General features: G+C 58.2%; 20 protein-coding genes and 2 tRNA genes. 1 reads left to right on the top strand and 21 read right to left on the bottom strand.

Annotated elements, in window-relative coordinates; translation table 11 throughout:
• Positions 1–82: 82 nt before the first annotated feature.
• The 14 genes from rpsO to rlmE all read right to left on the bottom strand — a co-directional run bounded on the left by rpsO (position 83) and on the right by rlmE (position 13,093).
• Positions 83–352 carry a 30S ribosomal protein S15 gene (gene rpsO / locus V3W39_RS24640; RefSeq protein WP_003176135.1) on the bottom strand — a complete coding sequence of 90 codons (270 nt, stop codon included), beginning with the start codon at positions 350–352 and terminating at the stop codon, positions 83–85.
• Between the two features lie 115 nt (positions 353–467).
• Positions 468–1,385, bottom strand: coding sequence for a tRNA pseudouridine(55) synthase TruB (gene truB / locus V3W39_RS24635; RefSeq protein ID WP_003212182.1), 918 nt, complete (start codon positions 1,383–1,385; stop codon positions 468–470).
• A 3-nt stretch (positions 1,386–1,388) separates the two neighbouring features.
• Positions 1,389–1,790: a 30S ribosome-binding factor RbfA gene (gene rbfA / locus V3W39_RS24630; RefSeq protein ID WP_088423539.1), complete on the bottom strand. Its 402-nt coding sequence runs from the start codon at positions 1,788–1,790 to the stop codon at positions 1,389–1,391.
• Between the two features lie 159 nt (positions 1,791–1,949).
• The gene (gene infB / locus V3W39_RS24625; RefSeq protein WP_177042211.1) at positions 1,950–4,472 is read right to left on the bottom strand and encodes a translation initiation factor IF-2; all 2,523 of its coding nucleotides are present in this window, start codon (positions 4,470–4,472) and stop codon (positions 1,950–1,952) included.
• 27 nt (positions 4,473–4,499) lie between these two features.
• On the bottom strand, positions 4,500–5,981 hold the full coding sequence (gene nusA / locus V3W39_RS24620) for a transcription termination factor NusA (RefSeq protein WP_003212187.1): 1,482 nt from the start codon (positions 5,979–5,981) through the stop codon (positions 4,500–4,502).
• 47 nt (positions 5,982–6,028) lie between these two features.
• Positions 6,029–6,487: a ribosome maturation factor RimP gene (rimP, locus tag V3W39_RS24615; protein ID WP_003235029.1), complete on the bottom strand. Its 459-nt coding sequence runs from the start codon at positions 6,485–6,487 to the stop codon at positions 6,029–6,031.
• A 140-nt stretch (positions 6,488–6,627) separates the two neighbouring features.
• Positions 6,628–6,704: transfer RNA gene (locus tag V3W39_RS24610), tRNA-Met, on the bottom strand.
• Between the two features lie 96 nt (positions 6,705–6,800).
• Positions 6,801–6,886, bottom strand: a tRNA-Leu gene (locus V3W39_RS24605).
• Between the two features lie 21 nt (positions 6,887–6,907).
• Positions 6,908–7,291, bottom strand: coding sequence for a preprotein translocase subunit SecG (gene secG / locus V3W39_RS24600; RefSeq protein WP_026078118.1), 384 nt, complete (start codon positions 7,289–7,291; stop codon positions 6,908–6,910).
• Between the two features lie 4 nt (positions 7,292–7,295).
• Positions 7,296–8,051 carry a triose-phosphate isomerase gene (tpiA, locus tag V3W39_RS24595; RefSeq protein WP_010174326.1) on the bottom strand — a complete coding sequence of 252 codons (756 nt, stop codon included), beginning with the start codon at positions 8,049–8,051 and terminating at the stop codon, positions 7,296–7,298.
• A gap of 66 nt (positions 8,052–8,117) precedes the next feature.
• The gene (gene glmM, locus V3W39_RS24590) at positions 8,118–9,455 is read right to left on the bottom strand and encodes a phosphoglucosamine mutase (RefSeq protein WP_177042209.1); all 1,338 of its coding nucleotides are present in this window, start codon (positions 9,453–9,455) and stop codon (positions 8,118–8,120) included.
• Positions 9,456–9,471: 16 nt separating this feature from the next.
• A complete protein-coding gene (folP, locus tag V3W39_RS24585; protein ID WP_177078868.1) occupies positions 9,472–10,323 on the bottom strand; it encodes a dihydropteroate synthase in 852 nt (283 codons plus the stop codon).
• A gap of 8 nt (positions 10,324–10,331) precedes the next feature.
• A complete protein-coding gene (gene ftsH, locus V3W39_RS24580; protein WP_008436840.1) occupies positions 10,332–12,242 on the bottom strand; it encodes an ATP-dependent zinc metalloprotease FtsH in 1,911 nt (636 codons plus the stop codon).
• Positions 12,243–12,442: 200 nt separating this feature from the next.
• Entirely contained in the window at positions 12,443–13,093 is a 651-nt protein-coding gene (rlmE, locus tag V3W39_RS24575; RefSeq protein WP_003212203.1) for a 23S rRNA (uridine(2552)-2'-O)-methyltransferase RlmE, read from the bottom strand.
• Positions 13,094–13,198: 105 nt separating this feature from the next.
• On the opposite strand from rlmE, the gene V3W39_RS24570 reads away from it, so the two are divergent.
• Positions 13,199–13,507: a YhbY family RNA-binding protein gene (locus V3W39_RS24570; protein WP_177042205.1), complete on the top strand. Its 309-nt coding sequence runs from the start codon at positions 13,199–13,201 to the stop codon at positions 13,505–13,507.
• An 8-nt stretch (positions 13,508–13,515) separates the two neighbouring features.
• Here V3W39_RS24570 and V3W39_RS24565 read toward each other — a convergent pair whose 3' ends face one another.
• From V3W39_RS24565 to dnaK, 7 genes are all read right to left on the bottom strand, one after another.
• On the bottom strand, positions 13,516–13,920 hold the full coding sequence (locus V3W39_RS24565) for an MFS transporter (protein WP_177078869.1): 405 nt from the start codon (positions 13,918–13,920) through the stop codon (positions 13,516–13,518).
• Between the two features lie 28 nt (positions 13,921–13,948).
• Positions 13,949–14,425 (bottom strand): transcription elongation factor GreA, encoded by a 477-nt coding sequence (greA, locus tag V3W39_RS24560; protein ID WP_010174313.1) that lies wholly within the window; start codon positions 14,423–14,425, stop codon positions 13,949–13,951.
• Positions 14,422–17,643 (bottom strand): carbamoyl-phosphate synthase large subunit, encoded by a 3,222-nt coding sequence (gene carB / locus V3W39_RS24555; protein ID WP_003212212.1) that lies wholly within the window; start codon positions 17,641–17,643, stop codon positions 14,422–14,424. Before carB ends, greA begins: the two co-directional genes overlap by 4 nt.
• A 105-nt stretch (positions 17,644–17,748) precedes the next feature.
• A complete protein-coding gene (gene carA, locus V3W39_RS24550) occupies positions 17,749–18,885 on the bottom strand; it encodes a glutamine-hydrolyzing carbamoyl-phosphate synthase small subunit (RefSeq protein ID WP_177042202.1) in 1,137 nt (378 codons plus the stop codon).
• 259 nt (positions 18,886–19,144) lie between these two features.
• Positions 19,145–19,951: a 4-hydroxy-tetrahydrodipicolinate reductase gene (gene dapB, locus V3W39_RS24545; protein ID WP_177042200.1), complete on the bottom strand. Its 807-nt coding sequence runs from the start codon at positions 19,949–19,951 to the stop codon at positions 19,145–19,147.
• Between the two features lie 10 nt (positions 19,952–19,961).
• Positions 19,962–21,086: a molecular chaperone DnaJ gene (gene dnaJ, locus V3W39_RS24540; protein ID WP_010174305.1), complete on the bottom strand. Its 1,125-nt coding sequence runs from the start codon at positions 21,084–21,086 to the stop codon at positions 19,962–19,964.
• 316 nt (positions 21,087–21,402) lie between these two features.
• Positions 21,403–23,319: a molecular chaperone DnaK gene (gene dnaK / locus V3W39_RS24535; protein ID WP_003212222.1), complete on the bottom strand. Its 1,917-nt coding sequence runs from the start codon at positions 23,317–23,319 to the stop codon at positions 21,403–21,405.
• Positions 23,320–23,391 lie beyond the last annotated feature (72 nt).

Here is a 23,391-nt window from a genome sequence, read left to right as displayed (position 1 = left end):
ACTTGAGGCTGGAAGCCTGCCATGGGCCGGCGGGAAACCCACTGACACACGACAGCCAACCAACCTCTAGCGCAATCGCTTATTAGCGACGCAGACCCAGGCGACCGATCAGAGCCTGATAACGACCCAGATCCTTGCCTTTCAGGTAGTCCAGCAGCTTACGACGCTGGTTTACCATGCGGATCAGACCACGACGGGAGTGGTGATCTTTACCGTTGGCCTTGAAGTGACCTTGCAGCTTGTTGATGTTGTGGGTCAGCAGTGCAACTTGCACTTCTGGCGAACCAGTGTCACCAACAGCTTGCTGGTAGTCAGCTACGATTTGAGCTTTTTCTTGAACGTCGAGAGCCATGAGGCAATCCTTTTTTCAGGAAACCATCCAAAGGACGGTTTCAACAGGCCAGGGACAAATCCCTGTATCTAAAAATGAGTAGTGACCGTGCCTGTTAACAGCCACCCTCGTTCGGTCATTCTGACCGAATCAGTCGACGCGGCGCGATGCGCCCGTCTTCGCTCACTTCACCGATACCGATAAAGCGACCGTTGTGATCTTGTACCCGCACCATGCCGAACTTCGGGGCATCCGGTGCACGTACCGGCTGGCCGTTAAGCCAGTAGAACGCGCTGTGCTCCGAGAAGTGCAGCAGTGGCCAATCCAGCAAACCGCTGTCCGATGGCATCAGGAAGCGATCAACCGCTTCGTTGCCGCCTTCGGCATGTACCGCTTCCAGCTCTTCCAGCGTGACCGTCTGGGCCAGGGTGAAAGGTCCGGCCTGGGTACGTCGCAGTTCTGCAACGTATGCGCCACAGCCTAGTTGCTCACCGATATCTTCCACCAGGGTACGGATATAGGTGCCTTTGCTGCAGTCCACCGCCAATCGGGCAGTGTCGCCTTCAGCGGCGAGCAATTCCAAGCGCGCAATAGTAACAGAACGCGGTTCGCGCTCCACCACTTCACCTGCACGTGCCAGCTTGTAAAGAGGCTGGCCATCACGCTTCAAAGCCGAGTACATCGGCGGTATCTGACTGATTTGCCCACGAAAAGCAGGTAAGGCAGCCTCGATATCAGCACGACCAACGGTCACCTCGCGAACCTGCAAAACATCACCTTCGGCGTCTGCCGTGGTGGTGGTCTTGCCCAGTTGCATCAGGGTTTCATAACCCTTGTCGGAATCGAGCAGGTATTGCGAAAACTTGGTGGCCTCGCCGAAGCACAAAGGCAATACGCCGGTGGCCAAGGGATCGAGGCTGCCGGTGTGCCCTGCCTTCTCGGCATTGAGCAGCCAGCGGACCTTCTGCAACGCCGCGTTGGAGGTAAAGCCAATGGGCTTGTCGAGCAGAATGATGCCGCTGACGTTACGACGGATACGTTTGACCTGAGCCACCGATTACTCCTTGGCGTCTTCAGGCGTGGCGGATTCCGGGTGCTGATTGTCTTCAGCCACGGCCCGCTCGATCAGTGCCGACAGGTGCGCGCCACGCACGACGCTTTCGTCGTAGTGGAAGTGCAACTGTGGAACGCTGCGCAGCTTCATTTCGCGGGCCAGCTGCATCCGCAGGAAGCCTGCGGCAGAGTTGAGCACCTTGATGCTTTGCGCGATTTCTTCGCTGCTGTCCTGGCCCATCACGGTGATGAAGATCTTGGCGTGACCAACGTCACGGCTGACTTCAACGGCGGTGATGGTGACCAGGCCAACACGGGGGTCTTTTACTTCACGACGGATCAGCTGGGCCAGCTCGCGCTGCATCTGATCGCCGATACGTTGGGTACGGCTGTATTCTTTTGCCATGTCTTGTTACCTGTTACTGCCACACGGTGAAACCCGTGGGGTCTGAAAGCGGCAAACGCCCGGCCTGACAAAAGCCAGACCGGGCGTTGCGTTTAGAGTCCGGACGCTGCGCCAGGCATTTGCATGCCGGGGCGCCGCGTGGCCCTTGAAGTGCGCGAGTTAGAGGCTGCGAGCAACCTGGACCTTCTCGTAGACTTCGATCTTGTCGCCAGCCTTGACGTCGTTGTAGCTCTTGACGCCGATACCGCATTCCATGCCGGCACGTACTTCGGAAGCGTCATCCTTGAAGCGGCGCAGGGATTCCAGCTCGCCTTCGAAGATAACGATGTCTTCACGCAGTACACGGATTGGACGGTTACGGTGCACAACACCTTCGATAACCATGCAACCGGCGATCGCGCCGAATTTCGGCGAGCGGAACACGTCACGCACCTCGGCCACACCCAGGATGTTCTCCCGGACGTCGCTGCCAAGCATGCCGGTGAGGGCTTTCTTGACGTCTTCGATGATGTCGTAGATGACGTTGTAGTAACGCATGTCCAGGCCTTCCTGCTCGACGATCTTCCGTGCGCCAGCATCGGCACGCACGTTGAAGCCGAACAGTACAGCGTTGGAAGCCAGTGCCAGGTTGGCGTCGGATTCGGTGATACCACCCACACCGCCACCGACAACACGCACTTGCACTTCGTCGTTACCCAGGCCGTTCAAGGCGCCGTTCAACGCTTCGAGGGAACCACGAACGTCAGATTTGAGGACGATGTTAAGCGTCTTCTTCTCTGCCTGGCCCATGTTCTCGAAGATGTTTTCCAACTTGCCGGCGTGAGCACGGGCCAGCTTGACTTCGCGGAACTTGCCTTGACGGAACAGAGCCACTTCACGGGCTTTCTTCTCGTCCGACAGCACGCTCATCTCGTCGCCAGCGTCCGGGGTACCGTCCAGGCCGAGGATCTCGACAGGGATGGAAGGACCAGCTTCCTTGATTGGCTTGCCGTTCTCGTCGAGCATGGCACGTACACGGCCGTAGTTCGAACCGACCAGGACCATGTCGCCTTGGCGCAGGGTACCGTCTTGAACCAGAACGGTTGCAACCGGGCCACGACCTTTGTCGAGACGCGATTCAACCACAACACCACGACCCGGGGCCGATGGGGTTGCTTTCAGTTCGAGTACTTCGGCTTGCAGCAGAACAGCTTCAAGCAGTTCGTCTACACCGGTACCGACTTTCGCCGAAACCGAAACGAACGGCGTATCACCGCCCCACTCTTCGGAAGTCACGCCGTGAACCGACAGTTCGCTACGGATGCGATCGAGATCGGCGCCCGGCTTGTCGATTTTGTTCACTGCAACTACCAGTGGAACACCAGCGGCCTTGGCGTGCTGGACAGCTTCAATGGTCTGCGGCATTACGCCGTCGTCCGCTGCAACTACCAGGATCACGATGTCGGTCGCCTTGGCACCACGGGCACGCATGGCGGTAAACGCGGCGTGACCAGGGGTGTCGAGGAAGGTGACCATGCCGCGTTCGGTTTCAACGTGGTATGCACCGATGTGCTGGGTGATGCCGCCGGCTTCGCCTGCAGCTACCTTGGCACGACGGATGTAGTCGAGCAGCGAGGTCTTACCATGGTCAACGTGGCCCATTACGGTCACGACTGGCGCACGGGAGAAGGTCTCGCCTTCAAACTTCAGGGACTCGGCCAGGGAATCTTCCAGGGCGGTGTCGCTGACCAGGGTCACTTTGTGGCCCAGCTCTTCAGCAACCAGTTGGGCAGTTTCCTGATCCAGTACCTGGTTGATGGTGGCTGGAGTACCCAGTTTGAACATGAACTTGATGATTTCAGCTGCCTTGACCGACATCTGATTGGCGAGATCGCCAACAGTGATGGTCTCGCCGATCTGCACATCACGCACGACAGGGCCGGTTGGGCTCTGGAAACCGTGGGCGTTGCGTTTCTTCAGCTTGGCCTTGCCGCGACCACCGCGACGGAAGCTGTCGCTTTCTTCGTCGGTAGTACGTGGAGCAACACGTGGCGCTGGCGCCTTCTCTTTGACCGAAGCACGATGCGGAGCGTTTTTACGCTCACCATCGCCACTGCCACGACGATTGTTATCGTCGGCACGTGGTTTGTCCGGGCGACGAGGTTCTTCGCGTTTGCGAGTGTCGGCTGCAGGAGCAGGCGCGGCGGCAACCGGAGCGGCCTCACGAACAGCTTCTACAGGCGCGCTAGGCGCAGCAACGGCCTCAGTGTTAGCAGGTTGCGCAGCAGCAGGCTGGCGACGCGCTTCTTCTTCGGCGCGACGCTTGGCTTCTTCTTCAGCCTTCTGACGAGCAGCATTTTCTACTGCGCGACGTTCTTCCAGTTCGCGTTTGCGCTCGGCTTCGATTTCTTCCGGGCTGCGCTGTACGAAGACTTTCTTCTTGCGTACTTCAACGCTGATGCTCTTGCTACCAGCAACACGCAGGGTGCTGGTGGTTTTGCGCTGCAATGTAATCTTGCGCGGTTCTTCCACTTTCGCCTTGTGGCTGCTCTTCAAGTGAGTCAGCAAAGACTGCTTCTCACTATCGCTCACACCTTCATCGGCGGCGGTGTGCGGCAGACCTGCCTCACGCATCTGCTGCAACAGGCGCTCTACCGGTGTTTTGACCTCATCGGCCAGTTGTTTCACCGTGACTTGCGTCATGCACTTCTCTCCTCAGGCCGCGCCTAATTACTCGAACCAATGGGCTCGGGCGGCCATGATCAACTTGCCGGCACGATCATCGTCAATGCCGTCGATGTCGAGCAGGTCGTCAATAGACTGCTCGGCCAGGTCTTCGCGGGTAATTACGCCGCGCACCGCCAGTTCCATCGCCAAATCCTTGTCCATACCCTCAAGCGAGAGCAGGTCTTCGGCCGGATGGGCGTCTGCCAGCTTTTCCTCAGTAGCGATGGCTTTAGTCAACAAACGATCCTTGGCCCGAGCGCGAAGCTCGTTGACGGTGTCTTCGTCAAAGCCGTCGATGTTGAGCATTTCTTCCAACGGTACGTAGGCAATCTCTTCCAGGCTGGTGAAGCCTTCATCTACCAGCACCTGTGCCAGGTCTTCGTCGACTTCCAGCTCGTCGATGAAGTTGCGCAGGATGTCACCGGTTTCTGCTTGCTGCTTAGCCTGGATGTCCGATTCGGTCATCACGTTCAGGGTCCAGCCGGTCAACTGGCTGGCCAAACGTACGTTCTGACCACCGCGACCGATGGCCTGAGCCAGATTGTCTGCGCCAACGGCGATGTCCATTGCATGGGCATCCTCGTCAACGATAATTGCCGCCACTTCAGCAGGCGACATTGCGTTGATCACGAACTGCGCCGGGTTATCGTCCCACAGGACGATGTCCACACGCTCACCGCCCAATTCGCCCGACACTGCCTGGACGCGCGAACCGCGCATACCAATGCAAGCGCCTTGCGGGTCGATGCGTTTGTCCTTGGAGCGGACCGCGATCTTGGCGCGCGAACCCGGATCGCGGGACGCAGCCATGACTTCGATCAGGCCTTCGGCAATTTCCGGCACTTCGATGCGGAACAACTCAATCAGCATTTCCGGCGCGGTACGCGACAGGATCAGCTGTGGGCCGCGGTTCTCGGTGCGGATTTCCTTGAGCAGCGCACGCAAACGCACGCCAACCCGGAAAGTTTCGCGGGAAATGATGTCTTCGCGAGCCAGCAACGCTTCAGCGTTGTTGCCCAGGTCGACGATCACGTTGTCGCGGGTGACTTTTTTCACGGTGCCGGAGATGATTTCCCCCAGGCGCTCGCGATAGGCGTCAACGACTTGAGCGCGCTCGGCTTCGCGGACCTTCTGCACGATGACTTGCTTGGCAGTCTGTGCAGCGATGCGGCCGAACTCGATGGATTCAATCTTTTCTTCGACGACATCACCGACCTGGGCGCCAGGATGCGTTTCAGCAACCTTGCTCGGCCAGGTTTCGATGGCCGGATCATCAAGATCGGCTTCTTCGACGACCGTCCAGCGACGGAAAGTCTCGTAGGCACCGGTGTGGCGGTTGATTTCCACACGCAGATCAACTTCGTCTTCAAAACGCTTTTTGGTAGCAGTGGCCAGGGCCAGCTCCAGCGCTTCAAAAATCACGTTTGCCGGTACGCCCTTTTCATTGGATACCGACTCAACAACCAGCAGTACTTCTTTGCTCATCGTACGCCTCGCCTTTCGCAAGCCATTGGATCCGCGGGATCCGCGTCTCAGTCAAAACTGGGAATAATGTTGGCCTTGTCGATCATATCGATCGGCAACAGGAACTCATGGTCTTCTACCTGCACCACGACGTCCTGTTCTTCTACACCGCGCAGAAGGCCCTGAAAGTTGCGTCGCCCTTCAAAGGGAGAGCGCAGCTTGATCTTCACTTGTTCACCGGCAAATTTTGCAAACTGATCAATAGTGAACAGTGGGCGTTCCATGCCAGGCGAGGAAACTTCGAGGGTGTATTCAACGGAGATCGGATCTTCAACATCCAGGACACCGCTGATCTGACGGCTGACAATGGCACAATCGTCCACCAGCACGCCGCCCTCTTTATCGATATAAACGCGCAACATTGAGTGGCGACCTTGAGCCGAAAACTCAATACCCCAGCATTCATAGCCTAGGGCCACGACCACCGGGGCCAACAAGGCCTGCAACTCTTCTAGCTTGCTCGACACCTGAACCCCCTCGTGCATGTATGTGCATGCTGTGCAAAATAAAAAAATGGGCGAAACGCCCATCCTTGAAACGCCGTCGAACAGCGGCGTTGAAAGTGTCCAGCTAACAAAAAGCCCCTTAAAAGGGGCTCCGCTAAAACTGGTTGCGGGGGCCGGATTTGAACCGACGACCTTCGGGTTATGAGCCCGACGAGCTACCAGACTGCTCCACCCCGCGACAAAGCTGGGGCGGAAGTATACGACCGATCCCTTACAGGGTCAATGTAACCTTCCACCTACAAGAAAGCCCGCAACAGCGGGCTCTCCTGATAATTGGTACCGAGAAGGGGACTCGAACCCCTACACCCTATGGGCACAACCACCTCAAGGTTGCGTGTCTACCAATTCCACCACCTCGGCAATACAGCGTTTACAACCTTCTTACTTCTGCTCTTGAGCTGGAGGCACGTCAGTCGCTGGAGTAGCCGACTTTTGCTCTTGAAGCACCGGGACATCATCAGAAGCCGGTTTTGCTTTTGGTACTTCCAACACTGCTGGGTTTGGGAGACCTACTTGAGTCAGCACATGAGCTTTCTCTTTAGCAAAGTAACCTAACCCCAAGCTGGTTATGAAGAAACCGGCGGCAAGTATAGCAGTAAACTTACTAAGAAAGGTAGAGGAACCTTGGCTTCCGAACACAGTATTTGAAGCACCTGCCCCGAAAGACGCACCAGCGTCCGCACCTTTACCCTGCTGCAGCAAAACCAGAGCAACTACGCCCAGTGCACCCAGCAGATGAAAAACAACGATGACTGTTTCCAGCATTTTTTCAGTTTCCCGCGGCGCGACAAATCGCACCGAACTCATCTGCATTCAGGGAAGCTCCACCAATGAGCCCCCCATCGATATCCGGCATGCCGAACAGTTCGACCGCATTGGCCGCCTTCACGCTGCCGCCGTATAGAAGCCGCACACCTCGTGCGACCTCAGAATTCTCTGCCGCCAACTGCGCGCGGATGGCTGCGTGCACATCCTGCGCCTGTTGCGGCGAAGCAGTCAGCCCGGTGCCAATGGCCCAGACCGGCTCGTAAGCAATTACTGCATTTGCAAAAGCACCCACTCCCAGCTCCTCGATGATGCTGCCCAGCTGACGCCCGACAACCTCAAGAGTTTTACCGGACTCACGCTGTTCAAGGGTCTCCCCTATGCACAACACCGGAATCAAGCCACAAGCCTGTGCCGCCGCGAATTTGCGATTGAGTGTCCCATCACGCTCGCCCATGATCTGGCGACGCTCGGAGTGCCCGACAAGCACCAGGGAACAACCCGCATCAACCAACTGACTCGGTGCAATCTCACCGGTCAATGCACCTTGCATGGATTCCACCGCAGAGTTCTGCGCGCCGACCTGAATCGACTTGCCTTTCAAGCCATCAATCACTTGATTGATATACAAGCAAGGCGGGAATACCGCGACATCAACACCGCCAGGCAAGGCCAAATGACGAAGGCCGTTGATCAGCTCAGCGACACTGGCGCGGGTACCGTGCATCTTCCAGTTACCAGCTACCATAGTGCGACGCATGCTGTACCTCGTCGGTCAAAGTGGGCGCAGATGTTACCCAACCACATCATCACTGGCAAGCCGAATTCAGGCGCAAACTTCAGTTACCAGTTTTGCCAGCTCTTCGGCATAGCCGCGAACCTGTGTTTCGTCCTCGCCTTCGACCATCACGCGCACCAAAGGCTCGGTGCCCGACTTGCGCAGCAAGACCCGACCACGGCCCGCCATCGCCGCAGTGACGCGCTCGCTGGCCTCCTTGACGGCCGGATGTTCGATAGGGTTGTCACCCCCCGCGAAGCGCACATTCAGCAACACCTGGGGGCACTTGCGCAGCGCCTGACGCGCCTGGGCCAGGCTTTCTTCGCGACGACGCAGTGCCAGCAGCACCTGCAGCGCCGCAATGATCGCATCGCCGGTAGTCGTGTGCTGGAAGCAGACGACATGCCCGGAATTTTCGCCACCCACCTGCCAATTGCGTTCCAGCAGCTCAGCGATCACGTAGCGGTCACCGACATTGGCACGCACAAACGGAATGCCCAGATCTGCCAGGGCCAACTCCAGGCCGAGATTGCTCATCAACGTGCCAACGACACCGCCTTGCAGCTTGTTACGCTCGTGCAAGTCGCGGGCAATAATGAACAACAAGTCATCGCCATCAACAATCGCGCCGGTGTGGTCGACCATCAATACCCGGTCACCATCACCATCGAAAGCGATGCCCAGGTCAGCATGCTCGGCAAGGACCGCTGCCTGCAACTGCCCCATATGGGTCGAGCCGCAATTGTCATTGATGTTCAAGCCATTAGGCTGGGCCGACAGCACAGTAACGTCTGCACCAAGCTCCTTGAACACACTCGGCGCTACCTTGTAGGTCGCACCGTGGGCGCAGTCGATGACAACTTTCAACCCCGCAAAATTGGTGCTGCTTGGCACGCTGCTTTTGCAGAACTCGATGTAACGACCGGAAGCATCGTTGATCCGCGACACCTTGCCCAGCTTGCTCGACTCGACGACGGTCATCGGCGCATCCAGCAGCTCTTCGATCATGTGCTCGATCTCGTCCGGCAGCTTGGTGCCCTGGCCCGAGAAGAACTTGATGCCGTTGTCATCGTGAGGATTGTGCGAAGCGCTGATCACGATACCGGCTTCAGCGTGAAAGGTACGCGTCAGGTAAGCGATCGCCGGCGTAGGCATCGGCCCCAGCAGCATCACGTCAGCACCGGCAGCGGAAAGACCTGCCTCCAGCGCAGACTCAAACATATAACCCGAGATACGGGTGTCTTTCCCCACCAGGATGCGGCAAGCGCCCATGCTGCGGAACGCCATGCCGGCGGCCCAGCCCAGCTTGAGCATGAAATCTGGAGTAATCGGGAATTCGCCGACCCGACCGCGGATGCCATCGGTGCCAAAATATTTTTTAGTCATAAGTGCTCCATCATTCTTATTCGGCTGATTCAACCGCTGCGATCATTCGCACGACATCGACCGTCTCGGCCACGTCATGCACGCGCAAGATACGCGCGCCTTTGACCACGGCAAGTGCCGCGAGTGCCAGGCCGCCATACAGCCGCTCACCCACGGGACGATTCAACGCCAGACCTATCATGCTCTTGCGCGAAACCCCGACCAACAGGGGGCGACCAAGGGCATGCAGGGATTCCATATGCTTGAACAGGCTTAAATTGTGCTGCAGGGTCTTGGCAAAGCCAAACCCCGGATCAAGGATGATCCGCTCGGGAGCTATCCCCACTGCAGCGCACTGAGCCATGCGCTCGGCCAGAAAGCCTTTCACTTCACCGACCAGATTGTCGTAATGCGGATCGTCCTGCATCGTGCCCGGCTCACCGAGCATATGCATCAGGCAAACCGGCAGCCCCGTGGCAGCCGCCGCGTCAAGCGCGCCGTCCCGCTGCAGGGAACGCACATCGTTGATCAACCCAGCCCCCAGCCGCGCGGTTTCGCGCATGACGGCAGGAGTCGAGGTGTCGACAGAGATAATCACGTCCAGCTCTTGGTGGATGCGCTCGACAATCGGCGCAACCCGCTCCAGCTCCTCCAGGGGAGACACTGCGCGTGCGCCGGGCCGGGTTGATTCGCCACCGACATCAATCAGGGTCGCACCGGCAGCCACCATCGCTTCCGCATGGCGCAACGCAGCATCAAGCTGGCTGAAGCGGCCGCCATCGGAAAAGGAATCAGGGGTTACGTTAAGAATGCCCATAACGTGTGTACGGGCCAAATCAAGAACCCGGCTGCCGCAAGGCAACCGGGTCGAGGACAACGCAGAAGTCATTTCAAACCTTAATGGTCAGCAGCAGGGCCGCCGATCGGGGCTTCAGGGCGCTCGTTCTGCACCACAGGCGGCGTGCCTGAAGTACCCGAACCACCTTCCCAATCGCGAGGCTCACGAGGCGTACGGCCGGCCATGATGTCGTCGATCTGCTCGGCATCAATGGTCTCGTACTTCATCAGGGCATCAGCCATGGCGTCGAGCTTGTCACGGTTATCGGTGAGGATCTGCTTGGCCGTGCCGTAGCACTGGTCAATGATGCTGCGCACTTCGGAGTCGATCAGCTTGGCTGTCTCACCGGAGAAGCTGGCAGCTTGACCGCCACCGCCACGCCCCAGGAACACCTCGCCTTCTTCCTCGGCATACATCAAAGGGCCGAGTTTTTCCGACAGACCCCACTTGGTCACCATGTTCCGTGCAATCTGGCTCGCACGCATGATGTCGTTGGAGGCGCCGGTAGTCACACCGTCGAAGCCCAGGGTCATCTCTTCAGCAATCCGGCCGCCATACAGCGAGCAGATCTGGCTGATCAGCGCACGCTTGGAGAGGCTGTAGCGATCCTCTTCCGGCAGGAACATCGTAACGCCCAGCGCCCGACCACGAGGAATGATCGATACCTTGTAGACCGGGTCATGCTCAGGCACAACACGACCGACAATGGCGTGACCGGCTTCGTGATAAGCGGTGTTCTGCTTCTCTTTCTCGGACATGACCATGGATTTGCGCTCGGCGCCCATCATGATCTTGTCTTTCGCCAGTTCGAACTCTTTCATTTCGACGATGCGTTTGCCGGTACGGGCAGCGAACAGCGAAGCTTCGTTCACCAGGTTGGCAAGGTCGGCACCGGAGAAGCCTGGAGTACCACGGGCAATCACGGCCGGAGCCACGTCGTCACCCATCGGCACTTTGCGCATGTGCACTTTCAGAATCTGTTCACGGCCGCGGATATCCGGCAGACCCACCACAACCTGACGGTCGAAACGGCCCGGACGCAGCAGCGCAGGGTCGAGTACGTCAGGACGGTTGGTTGCGGCGATCACGATGATGCCGTCGTTCATTTCAAAGCCGTCCATCTCAACCAGCAACTGGTTAAGGGTCTGCTCACGCTCATCATGACCGCCGCCCATGCCGGCGCCACGATGGCGACCAACGGCGTCGATTTCATCGATGAAGATGATGCAAGGCGCGTGCTTCTTGGCCTGTTCGAACATATCGCGAACACGGCTGGCACCCACACCGACGAACATTTCGACGAAGTCGGAACCGGAAATGGTGAAGAAAGGCACTTTGGCTTCGCCCGCAATGGCCTTGGCCAACAGGGTTTTACCGGTACCTGGCGGGCCAACCATCAGCACACCGCGAGGAATACGCCCGCCCAAACGCTGGAACTTGCCAGGATCGCGCAGGAATTCAACCAGTTCGCCCACTTCTTCCTTGGCTTCGTCGCAACCGGCAACGTCAGCCAGGGTGGTTTTCACCTGATCTTCGGAGAGCAGGCGTGCCTTGCTCTTGCCGAAGCTCATCGGCCCGCCCTTGCCACCCGCACCACCTTGCATCTGGCGCATGAAGAACATGAACACGGCGATAATCACCAGTATCGGGAAGCTGGCTACCAGCAGTTGGGTCCAGATGCTCTGCTGCTCAGGCTGCTTGCCTTCAACGACCACGTGGTTATCCACCAGGTCGCCGATCAGGCCATTGTCCTGGATTGCCGGACGGATGGTCTTGAAGCTGTCGCCATCGTTGCGCTTGCCGGTAATCACGTAGCCATCAACCGCTACGCGCTCGACCTTGCCATCCTTAACTTGCTGGATGAAGTCGGAATAGTTGAGGGTCTGCGGCTCGTTAGGGCTGGAGAAGTTGTTCATCACCGTCACGAGGACAGCCGCGATGATCAACCACAGGATCAGATTCTTTGCCATATCGTTCAATTAACTACCCTCTGAAGCAAGCTCCGCTACTGGCGCGCGCTTCGCATGATATTCACCGGCCTAACTTACTACATTACCTACAACTCTGGCAGGCGCCGTCTGTAACCCTTTGTGAAACTTTGACTACACAATATTCGTAAAGCTTCGTGACGAAAGCGATATAAAAAAACCTATCGCCTCCGTCAAATTCCTCAAAAACGCTCTTCACTGGCAGCGCCTTCAATGCCACGGAAACCACGACCCAGCAAATACTGCTCGCGAGACCTGTCTCGGGAAGAGTCAGGCTTGCGTGTCTGTACCTTGTCGAACAGCTTGCGGATGTTCTTGTGATACTCGTCGAAGCCTTCACCCTGGAAGACCTTGACCAGAAAGTCACCACCCGGACGTAGTACCCGTCCCGCCAGATCCAGTGCCAATTCGCAGAGGAACATGGCTCGCGGCATATCAACAGCTGGTAATCCACTCATATTGGGGGCCATATCGGAAATCACAAGGTCTACCTGCGAATTTCCGACCGCCTCGAGGATCTGTGCCAGCACTTCATCCTGGGTAAAGTCACCATGAACAAAGGTCACATCCGGGATGCTGTCCATTTCCAGGATATCGGAAGCGATCAAACGACCTTGCCCGCCAATCAGACGACTGGTCACCTGGGACCAGCCACCCGGGGCGGCACCAAGGTCGATAACGCTCATGCCAGGACGGATCAACTTGTCCTTTTCCTGAATCTCCAGCAGCTTGTAGCTGGCCCGGGAACGGTAGCCATCCTTTTGCGCCATTTTGACGTAAGGATCGTTGAAATGCTCTTGCAGCCACTTAAGGCTAGTTTTGGAACGGGCCACGGGCCACCTCGAAAATAAAACGGGTCGTGATTAACTGGGCGGTCCCGGACTCGCTCGGGTAAACTGGCCGCCGCTTTTTACAAGATCAGACGCAGGGGTCAGATTATGCCGCTCACTCAAGAGCAGAAGAAACAGTACAAATCCATTGGCCACCATCTGAAACCAGTTTTGATTGTGGCTGACAACGGTTTGACTGAAGGTGTGTTAGCCGAACTTGAACGCGCATTGGGCGATCACGAGCTGATCAAGATCAAGGTCAGCATCCTTGATCGCGAGGCGCGCCTGGCAGCCATTGCAGAACTGTGCAAGGTTGGCAAAGCGGACCTGGTTCAGGTCATCGGCAAGATGGCACTGCTGTATCGCAAGAACTTCAGCGCCAACAAGCAACTGTCGAACGTACACCGCTTCAAGTGAAACAAGGGTCACGGGCGTGCTTCGCACGCCCTGCCACTCCATCCCGGCACCGGCTGAACAACCAGCACCAACCCGGAAAACCCTAGCACAAGATAGCTGAACAGCTGCCAGCGCAACGCTTCCGGCAGAAAGATGCGTACCACGCAAAACATTGCGCACGCATACAGCGCCATCAACAGCAGTTGCCCGCGAATATCCCGCCACAAACTCCCCAAGCCTTCGGCCTTGATCAGCACCAGCGCCTGAAGCGTTACGCACGCCGCCGCAAAACCCACCAGCAACGCGCTTAATAATCCGCTGAACTCATCGATCAGCAACGGTGCCAGACCAATCAGGCCCAGCGCCGGCAGTACACCAATATGCAACAGCCATAGGCCGCCAACCCAAAGCATCTGGGCAAACTGCCAAAGCATGGCGCCCGCACGAAGCGGGCGCCGTCTTTCAGATGTGACGAACTTCGACAATCTCGTACTCGATCACGCCACCAGGCGTCTTGACGGCCACCACGTCACCCTCTTCCTTGGCAATCAAGGCGCGGGCCAGCGGCGAACCGACGGAGATCTTGCCGAGTTTAAAGTCGGCCTCGTCTTCACCCACGATGTGGTAAACCACGCTTTCGTCAGTCTCGACGTTGGCGATTTCCACGGTGGTGCCGAAAATCACCTTGCCGGTCTTCGGAATGGTCGTGACGTCGATAACCACCGAGTTCTGCAGGCGGCCTTCGATATCACGGATCCGCGCCTCGACCATACCTTGCTGCTCGCGGGCAGCATGGTATTCAGCGTTTTCCTTCAGGTCACCCAATTCCCGGGCCGTACCGATGTCCTGGCTCAGCTTCGGACGGACGACCTTGGTCAGGTGGGCGTGCTCTTCTTCCAGGGCTTTTGCGCCCTGGACGGTCATTGGGTATTTGATCATGCCTTCAATCCTGCGTGTAGATCCTGCAAGCGACGCACGGTTTTTTCAGGACCGAACTTGAGCGCTTCGCAGATAGCTTCGCCAGCAGCAATAGTGGTGGTGCAGTAGATCTTGTGCTGCAAGGCGTTACGACGAATGGAGTAGGAGTCCGCGATCGACTGGCGACCTTCGGTGGTGTTGATGATCAGAGTGACTTCGTCATTCTTGATCATGTCGACCACGTGTGGACGGCCTTCCGTCACCTTGTTCACGCGACGCACTTTCAGGCCGGCAGCCTCGATCAGCTTGGCGGTCCCGGCAGTGGCCACAACTTCGAAACCCAAGTTGATCAGATCACGGGCCACGCCTGCAACCAGTGGCTTGTCATCATCACGCACGCTGATGAAGGCAGTACCACCGGTCGGCAGCACTTCGCTGGCGCCCATCTGGGCCTTGGCGAACGCCTCACCGAAGGTATCGCCCACGCCCATCACTTCACCGGTGGACTTCATCTCTGGGCCCAGGATCGGGTCCACACCAGGGAATTTGGCGAATGGGAAAACCGCCTCTTTCACGCTGTAGAAGTTCGGAATGATTTCCTTGGTGAAGCCGATTTCCTTCAAGGTCTTACCGGCCATCACACGGGCGGCAATCATCGCCAGGGAAACACCGATGCACTTGGAAACAAATGGCACGGTACGCGAGGCGCGCGGGTTGACTTCGATGACGTAGATGTCTTCGCCTTGCAGCGCCAACTGTACGTTCATCAGGCCGACCACGCCCAACTCCAGGGCCATTTTCTTGACCTGTTCGCGCATCTCGTCCTGGATGTGCGCCGGCAGCGAGTACGGCGGCAGCGAGCAAGCGGAGTCACCGGAGTGTACGCCAGCCTGTTCGATGTGCTGCATGATCGCGCCGATCACCACGTCGGTGCCGTCACAGACCGCATCCACGTCCATCTCGATGGCGCAGTTGAGGAAGTGGTCCAGCAGCACCGGGCTGTCGTTGGACACTTTCACCGCATCACGCAGGTAACGCTTGAGTTCGTCTTCTTCGTAGACGATTTCCATCGCCCGGCCGCCCAGTACGTAGGACGGACGCACCACCAGCGGGTAACCAATCTTGCTGGCCGCGCGGATCGCTTCGTCTTCGCTACGCACGGTGGCGTTTGGCGGCTGACGCAGGTTCAGACGCTCAACCATCTGCTGGAAGCGCTCACGGTCTTCAGCACGGTCGATAGCGTCAGGGCTGGTACCGATGATCGGCACGCCAGCGGCTTCGAGTGCGCGAGCCAGTTTCAACGGGGTTTGGCCGCCGTACTGGACGATCACGCCTTTTGGCTTCTCGACGCGGCAGATTTCCAGCACGTCTTCCAGCGTTACCGGCTCGAAGTACAGACGGTCGGAAGTGTCGTAGTCAGTGGAAACAGTTTCCGGGTTGCAGTTGACCATAATGGTCTCGTACCCGTCTTCGCGCAGGGCGAGAGCGGCGTGTACGCAGCAATAATCGAACTCGATGCCTTGGCCGATACGGTTTGGACCGCCACCCAGGATCATGATCTTGTCGCGGCCCGACGGCGCGGCTTCGCACTCTTCCTCGTAGGTGGAGTACATGTACGCGGTGTCGGTGGCGAACTCGGCAGCACAGGTATCAACGCGCTTGTAGACCGGGAAGATATCCAGCTTGTGACGATGCGTGCGCAGGTTCTTCTCGGTCACACCCAGCAGCTTGGCCAGGCGCATGTCGGAAAAGCCTTTGCGCTTGAGGCGGAACATCAGGTCGCGGTCGATAGAGGACAGACCGAGGGTCTTGACCTTCTCTTCTTCCTTGATCAGATCTTCGATCTGCACCAGGAACCACGGGTCGATCATGTTCATGCCGAAAATATCTTCGACGGTCATGCCGGCGCGGAAAGCATCAGCCACGTACCAGATACGCTCGGCACCCGGCACGGTCAGCTCGCGCTTGAGCACGCTCATGCTTTCCGGGTTGCTCAGGTCGAGTTTCTCGTCCAGACCGCAAACGCCCACTTCCAGGCCACGCAGGGCTTTCTGCAGGGATTCCTGGAAGGTCCGGCCGATGGCCATGACTTCACCGACCGACTTCATCTGAGTGGTCAGGCGGGCGTCGGCTTTCGGGAATTTCTCGAAAGCGAAGCGTGGCAGCTTGGTGACGACGTAGTCGATCGACGGCTCGAAGGATGCCGGGGTTGCGCCGCCAGTGATTTCGTTCTGCAGCTCGTCCAATGTGTAGCCGATCGCCAGCTTGGCGGCGATACGCGCAATCGGGAAGCCGGTAGCTTTCGATGCCAGCGCCGAAGAACGCGATACACGCGGGTTCATCTCGATCACAACCATGCGGCCGGTGTCCGGGCAGATGCCGAACTGGACGTTGGAGCCACCGGTTTCCACGCCAATCTCACGCAGCACCGCCAAAGAGGCGTTACGCATGATCTGGTATTCCTTGTCCGTCAGGGTCTGTGCTGGCGCAACAGTGATCGAGTCACCGGTGTGCACGCCCATTGGGTCAAAGTTTTCGATGGAGCAGACGATGATGCAGTTGTCCTTCTTATCGCGGACAACCTCCATCTCATATTCTTTCCAGCCGATCAGGGACTCGTCGATCAGCAGCTCTTTGGTCGGAGACAAGTCCAGGCCGCGGGCGCAGATTTCTTCGAACTCTTCACGGTTGTAAGCGATACCGCCACCGGTGCCGCCCATGGTGAAGGACGGACGGATAATGCACGGGAAGCCCAGGCGTTCCAGGACCGCGTTGGCCTCTTCCATGCTGTGGGCGATACCGGAACGCGGGCAGTCAAGGCCGATGGACTTCATGGCCTTGTCGAAACGCGAACGGTCTTCAGCCTTGTCGATGGTGTCGGCATTGGCGCCGATCATCTCTACGCCGAACTTCTCCAGGACGCCTTCGCGCTCCAGGTCCAGTGCGCAGTTCAGGGCGGTCTGGCCACCCATGGTTGGCAGCAGCGCGTCCGGACGCTCTTTCTCGATGATCTTGGCAACGGTCTGCCACTTGATCGGCTCGATGTAGGTGGCGTCGGCCATGTCCGGGTCGGTCATGATGGTGGCCGGGTTGGAGTTCACCAGGATGACGCGGTAGCCCTCTTCGCGCAGGGCTTTACAGGCCTGGGCGCCGGAGTAGTCGAATTCGCAGGCCTGGCCGATCACGATCGGGCCAGCGCCGAGAATCAGGATGCTTTTTATGTCTGTACGTTTTGGCATGGGTTTGTCACTCAAATCCGCAGGTCAGTCGGCAAGCCGTCTTGAACAATCTTTGAAGAGCCTGAGGGGGCCGCCGGTTTCCCGGGCCACCCTCAGGCCGCTCACTTAGCGTCGCTTGGCCATCTCATTGATGAAACGGTCGAACAGCGGCGCTACGTCGTTCGGGCCCGGGCTTGCTTCAGGGTGGCCCTGGAAGCTGAACGCGCTCTTGTCGGTGCGTTCGATGCCTTGCAGGGAACCGTCGAACAGCGACTTGTGAATCGCCCGGACGTTGCCCGGCAGAGTCGCTTCATCTACCGCAAAACCGTGGTTCTGGCTGGTGATCATTACGACGCCCGTGTCCAGATCCTGCACCGGGTGGTTGGCACCGTGGTGGCCGTGGCCCATTTTCAGGGTCTTGGCGCCGGAAGCCAGGGCCAGCAACTGGTGGCCGAGGCAGATACCGAATACCGGGATCTCGGTTTCCAGTACTTCCTTGATGGCCTTGATGGCGTAGTCGCAAGGCTCGGGGTCACCCGGGCCGTTGGACAGGAATACGCCGTCCGGCTGCAAGGCCAGCACGTCACTGGCCGGGGTTTGCGCCGGCACCACGGTCACGCGGCAACCGCGCTCGACCAGCATGCGCAGGATGTTGTGCTTGATACCGTAGTCGTAGGCCACGACGTGGTAAGGCAGTTCGCAAGCGTCGATGGTCGCGTGGCTGTCGGTCTTTAAGTCCCAGACAGTGGAGCGCCACTCGTACGTGTCCTTGGTGCTGACGACTTTCGCCAGGTCCATGCCTTTCAGGCCAGGGAAACCTTGGGCTGCCGCAATCGCCGCTTCTTCGGAGATGTTGTCACCGGCCATGATGCAGCCGTTCTGCGAGCCTTTTTCACGCAGGATGCGGGTCAGGCGACGCGTATCGATACCGGCGATCGCCACAACGTTGTTGGCTTTCAGGTAATCGGACAGGGACATCGTGTTACGCCAGTTGCTCGCAACCAGTGGCAGGTCACGAATTACCAGACCCGCCGACCAGACACGATCAGACTCGGCGTCTTCCGGTGTAGTACCGGTGTTACCGATGTGCGGATAGGTCAGGGTAACGATCTGTTGGGCGTAGGAAGGATCGGTAAGGATTTCCTGATAGCCGGTCATGGCGGTGTTGAACACCACCTCTCCAACGGTCTGACCGTCGGCTCCAATGGCTTCGCCGCGAAAAATGCTGCCATCAGCAAGGGCGAGTATGGCTGGCTTAGTCAAGAAGACCTCCCGTAAATAAAGCCTGAAAGGGCGATCGCAGGTTGTAAAAAAGCGGAGTGACGTATGGACACGTCACCCCGCTTCTTCACCGAATTATTCTGCGCGCTTTTAGTGGACACACTAAAGCTGTAGCTTACAGAAAAAGGCTTTTTTGGTCCACCGCTAATGAGCCTTAAAGGCAGGGGAATGCGACAGGACGTCGCCTAGCGGGTAAAAACGGGGCCTTAGAATAATCCTGAGGCCCCGTTTTAGCTACTTCTTAATGCAGATCCAGCACGTCGCGCATGTCATACAGGGCCGGCGCACGCCCATCCAGCCACAGCGCCGCACGTACGGCACCCTTGGCGAACGTCATGCGGCTCGACGCCTTGTGGGTGATCTCAAGACGCTCACCCTCGGTTGCGAACAGCACCGTGTGATCACCCACTACGTCACCGCCGCGAACGGTGGCAAAACCGATGGTGTCGTGAGCACGGGCACCGGTGTGGCCTTCGCGACCGTACACGGCCACCTTCGACAGATCCCGCCCAAGGGCATCGGCAATCGCCTCGCCCATGCGCAACGCCGTACCCGACGGCGCATCGATCTTGTGCCGGTGATGGGTCTCGATGATCTCGATGTCAGCCTCATCCCCCATCACCCGCGCCGCCATGTCGAGCAGCTTCAGCGACAGATTGACGCCGACGCTGAAGTTGGCGGCGAACACGATAGGAATGTCCTTGCCCGCCTCCACCAGCAGTTGCTTTTGCTCGGCGCTCAGGCCGGTAGTGCCGATCACCATGGCCTTGCCCGCCTTGCGGCAGAACGCCAGGTTTTTCAGCATCACCTCCGGCAGGGTGAAGTCGATCAGCACGTCGAACTCGTCGGCGACCTGCTCCAGGTTGCCGGACAACGAAACGCCAATCCGCCCCAACGACGCCAACTCACCCGCATCCGCACCAATCAAGGTGCTGCCGGGGCGCACAATCGCCGCCGTCAGCCCGGAGGCCGGCGAGCGTGCCTGTACGGCTTCAACCAGAGTCTTGCCCATGCGCCCGGCAGCGCCCATCACCGCGATACGTCGCATACTCACTTCCTTACAGGTCGCCGAAGAAGCGCTTCACGCCTTCGAACCAACCGGTGGTTTTTGGCGAATGGGTGTCATCGCCAGCCAGGGAACTGCGGAACTCTTCCAGCAATTCACGCTGACGACGGCCCAGGTTCACCGGCGTCTCTACCGCCACACGGCACATCAAGTCACCAGCACCGCCACCGCGCACCGGCGCAACGCCTTTGCCACGAATACGGAACTGCTTGCCGGTTTGCGTACCCTCAGGGATCTTCAGCTTGACCCGACCATCCAGCGTCGGAATTTCAAGCTCGCCACCCAAGGCCGCATCCACAAAGCTGATCGGCACTTCACAGAACAGATGCTTGCCGTCGCGCTGGAAGATCGAGTGCTCGCGCACATTGATCACCACGTACAGGTCGCCCGTAGGGCCGCCCTGAGTACCCGCCTCGCCTTCGCCCGACAGACGAATGCGGTCGCCGGTATCAACTCCCGCCGGCACTTTCACCGAGAGGGTCTTGTACTCTTCGACACGCCCTTCGCCGTGGCACGAATCGCACGGGTCGGAAATGATCTTGCCCTGGCCATGGCAACGCGGGCAGGTTTGCTGCACCGAGAAGAAGCCTTGCTGCATGCGCACCTGGCCGATACCGCCGCAAGTCGGGCAAGTGATCGGCGAGGAGCCTTTCTTGGCACCCGAACCGTCGCACGGCTTGCAGTTAACCAACGTCGGAACGCGGATATTGACGCTGGTGCCGCGCACCGCTTCTTCCAGGTTAAGCTCCAGGGTATAGCGCAGGTCGCTGCCACGCTGGGCACCGCCACGCTGACCACCGCGGCCGCCGCCAAAGAAGTCGCTGAACACGTCGCCGAAAATATCGGAGAAGTTCTGGCCACCAAAACCGGCACCGCCGCCACCCATGCTCGGGTCGACGCCGGCATGGCCGTACTGATCGTAAGCGGCTCGCTTGTTTGGATCACACAGGCATTCGTAGGCCTCGTTGGCCTCTTTGAACAGGTCTTCGGATTCTTTGTTATCCGGATTACGGTCCGGGTGGTGCTTCATTGCCAGGCGACGGTAAGCCTTTTTCAGGTCCGCCTCGCTGGAGCCGCGCTCCACACCCAACACTTCGTAATAGTCACGCTTTGCCATAAGTCTTTGCACTCTTAAGGACGTCCGGCAAAACCCTCCTGAGCCTTGCCAAACTCGTTGAGCCCCAATACAGGCCCGGACCCAACTCACGTCAATTCAACGATCCTGGTCGTTACTGCTTTCAGCCGGCAACCGGCCAAAAACGCGGTGAACGTCGTCCGGAAAGCAGGAGCATTCCCGATCACACCGCCAGCATCCGAGCGTTGTCGCATGCTGTAAAAATTCGCGTACCCCAGACACGCCAACGCGGGAGCAAGCTCCCGCGCGGCGACATCCTACCAGTCACCGCTTGTGAGCGGTCAACCGGGCGACCAAGTTACTTCTGGTCTTTAACTTCTTCGAACTCGGCATCGACAACATCGTCGTGCTTGGCTTCAGGTTCTGCCTGGTGTGCAGCACCGTCAGCCGGCTGGCCTTGTTCGGCGTACATTTTCTGAGCGACTGGCGCGGAGACTTTCGACAGCTCTTCAACCTTGGCTTCGATAGCGGCCTTGTCGTCACCTTTAACGGCGGCTTCCAGGGCAACTACTGCGGCTTCGATTGCAGTTTTCTCTTCGGCAGTCACTTTGTCGCCAGCGTCAGCGATCATTTTACGAGTCGAGTGAACCAGCGCGTCGCCTTGGTTGCGGGCTGCGGCCAGCTCTTCGAACTTGCGGTCTTCGTCGGCGTTGGCTTCAGCATCACGGATCATCTGCTGGATTTCTTCCTCGGACAGACCCGAGTTAGCCTTGATCACGATCGACTGAGTCTTGCCAGTGGCCTTGTCTTTGGCGCCTACGTGCAGAATGCCGTTGGCGTCGATGTCGAAGGTCACTTCAATTTGTGGCACGCCACGTGGTGCTGGTGGAATCTCGGCCAGGTCGAACTTGCCCAGGGACTTGTTCTGACCCGCTTGCTTACGCTCACCTTGCAGCACGTGAATGGTCACGGCGCCCTGATTGTCATCGGCAGTCGAGAACACTTGCGATTTCTTGGTAGGAATCGTGGTGTTTTTCTCGATCAGCGCGGTCATCACGCCGCCCATGGTTTCGATACCCAGGGTCAGCGGGCTTACGTCCAGCAGCAGAACGTCTTTCACGTCGCCGGCCAATACCGCGCCCTGGATGGCAGCACCCATGGCTACAGCTTCATCCGGGTTCACGTCTTTACGCGCTTCTTTACCAAAGAACTCGGTAACCAGCTTCTGAACCAGTGGCATACGGGTCTGACCGCCTACCAGGATAACGTCGTTGATCGCGCCAACGTCGATACCCGAGTCTTTCAGCGCAATGCGGCAAGGCTCGATGGTGCGTTGAACCAGGTCTTCTACCAGCGCTTCCAGCTTGGCGCGGGAGATTTTCACGTTCAAGTGCTTAGGACCGGTAGCGTCTGCAGTGATGTACGGCAGGTTCACGTCGGTCGAATTGCTCGAAGACAGTTCGATCTTGGCTTTCTCAGCGGCTTCTTTCAGGCGCTGCATGGCCAGCGGGTCACCTTTGAGGTTCATGCCGCTTTCTTTCTTGAATTCGTCAACGAGGTAGTCGATCAGACGAATGTCAAAGTCTTCACCGCCCAGGAACGTGTCACCGTTGGTGGCCAACACTTCGAACTGGTGCTCGCCATCGACTTCAGCGATTTCGATCACGGAAACGTCGAAGGTACCGCCACCCAGGTCGTAGACGATCACGGTGTGGTCGCCCTTGGCCTTGTCCATACCGTAGGCCAGAGCGGCTGCGGTTGGTTCGTTGATGATACGTTTTACGTCCAGGCCAGCAATACGGCCGGCGTCTTTGGTCGCCTGGCGCTGGCTGTCGTTGAAGTAGGCCGGAACGGTGATCACCGCTTCAGTCACTGCTTCACCGAGGTAGTCTTCGGCGGTTTTCTTCATCTTTTTCAAGATTTCAGCCGAGATTTGTGGCGGCGACATTTTCTGGCCGTTCACTTCAACCCAGGCGTCACCGTTGTCAGCCTTGGCGATTTTGTACGGGACCATCTTGATGTCTTTCTGTACGACTTCTTCGTCGAACTTACGACCGATCAGACGCTTCACCGCGTACAGGGTGTTATGCGGATTGGTCACAGCTTGACGCTTGGCGGACTGGCCCACCAGGATTTCGCCGTCGTTGGCATAGGCCACGATGGACGGGGTGGTACGTGCGCCTTCGGCGTTTTCAATAACTTTGGATACGCCGTTTTCCAGCACGGAGACGCAGGAGTTGGTAGTCCCCAGGTCGATACCGATAATTTTGCCCATGATTTACTCTCCCGAAACTTAGATTTTGTTGCCGCAGCAGTGGTGGCTAACTGCGGCAGTACTTAAACGCTT

The organism is Pseudomonas sp. Z18(2022) (genome assembly GCF_036346535.1).
GTDB lineage: Bacteria > Pseudomonadota > Gammaproteobacteria > Pseudomonadales > Pseudomonadaceae > Aquipseudomonas > Aquipseudomonas yamanorum_A.
This window is presented reverse-complemented; position numbering and strand designations above follow the sequence as displayed.

Bases quoted from the DNA above. Each gene is read 5' to 3' on its own strand.
- rpsO (WP_003176135.1), bottom strand. From the start codon at position 352: ATGGCTCTCGACGTTCAAGAAAAAGCTCAAATCGTAGCTGACTACCAG.
- rbfA (WP_088423539.1), bottom strand. From the start codon at position 1,790: ATGGCAAAAGAATACAGCCGTACCCAACGTATCGGCGATCAGATGCAG.
- infB (WP_177042211.1), bottom strand. From the start codon at position 4,472: ATGACGCAAGTCACGGTGAAACAACTGGCCGATGAGGTCAAAACACCG.
- nusA (WP_003212187.1), bottom strand. From the start codon at position 5,981: ATGAGCAAAGAAGTACTGCTGGTTGTTGAGTCGGTATCCAATGAAAAG.
- secG (WP_026078118.1), bottom strand. From the start codon at position 7,291: ATGCTGGAAACAGTCATCGTTGTTTTTCATCTGCTGGGTGCACTGGGC.
- tpiA (WP_010174326.1), bottom strand. From the start codon at position 8,051: ATGCGTCGCACTATGGTAGCTGGTAACTGGAAGATGCACGGTACCCGC.
- glmM (WP_177042209.1), bottom strand. From the start codon at position 9,455: ATGACTAAAAAATATTTTGGCACCGATGGCATCCGCGGTCGGGTCGGC.
- folP (WP_177078868.1), bottom strand. From the start codon at position 10,323: ATGACTTCTGCGTTGTCCTCGACCCGGTTGCCTTGCGGCAGCCGGGTT.
- ftsH (WP_008436840.1), bottom strand. From the start codon at position 12,242: ATGGCAAAGAATCTGATCCTGTGGTTGATCATCGCGGCTGTCCTCGTG.
- V3W39_RS24570 (WP_177042205.1), top strand. From the start codon at position 13,199: ATGCCGCTCACTCAAGAGCAGAAGAAACAGTACAAATCCATTGGCCAC.
- V3W39_RS24565 (WP_177078869.1), bottom strand. From the start codon at position 13,920: ATGCTTTGGCAGTTTGCCCAGATGCTTTGGGTTGGCGGCCTATGGCTG.
- greA (WP_010174313.1), bottom strand. From the start codon at position 14,425: ATGATCAAATACCCAATGACCGTCCAGGGCGCAAAAGCCCTGGAAGAA.
- carB (WP_003212212.1), bottom strand. From the start codon at position 17,643: ATGCCAAAACGTACAGACATAAAAAGCATCCTGATTCTCGGCGCTGGC.
- dapB (WP_177042200.1), bottom strand. From the start codon at position 19,951: ATGCGACGTATCGCGGTGATGGGCGCTGCCGGGCGCATGGGCAAGACT.
- dnaJ (WP_010174305.1), bottom strand. From the start codon at position 21,086: ATGGCAAAGCGTGACTATTACGAAGTGTTGGGTGTGGAGCGCGGCTCC.
- dnaK (WP_003212222.1), bottom strand. From the start codon at position 23,319: ATGGGCAAAATTATCGGTATCGACCTGGGGACTACCAACTCCTGCGTC.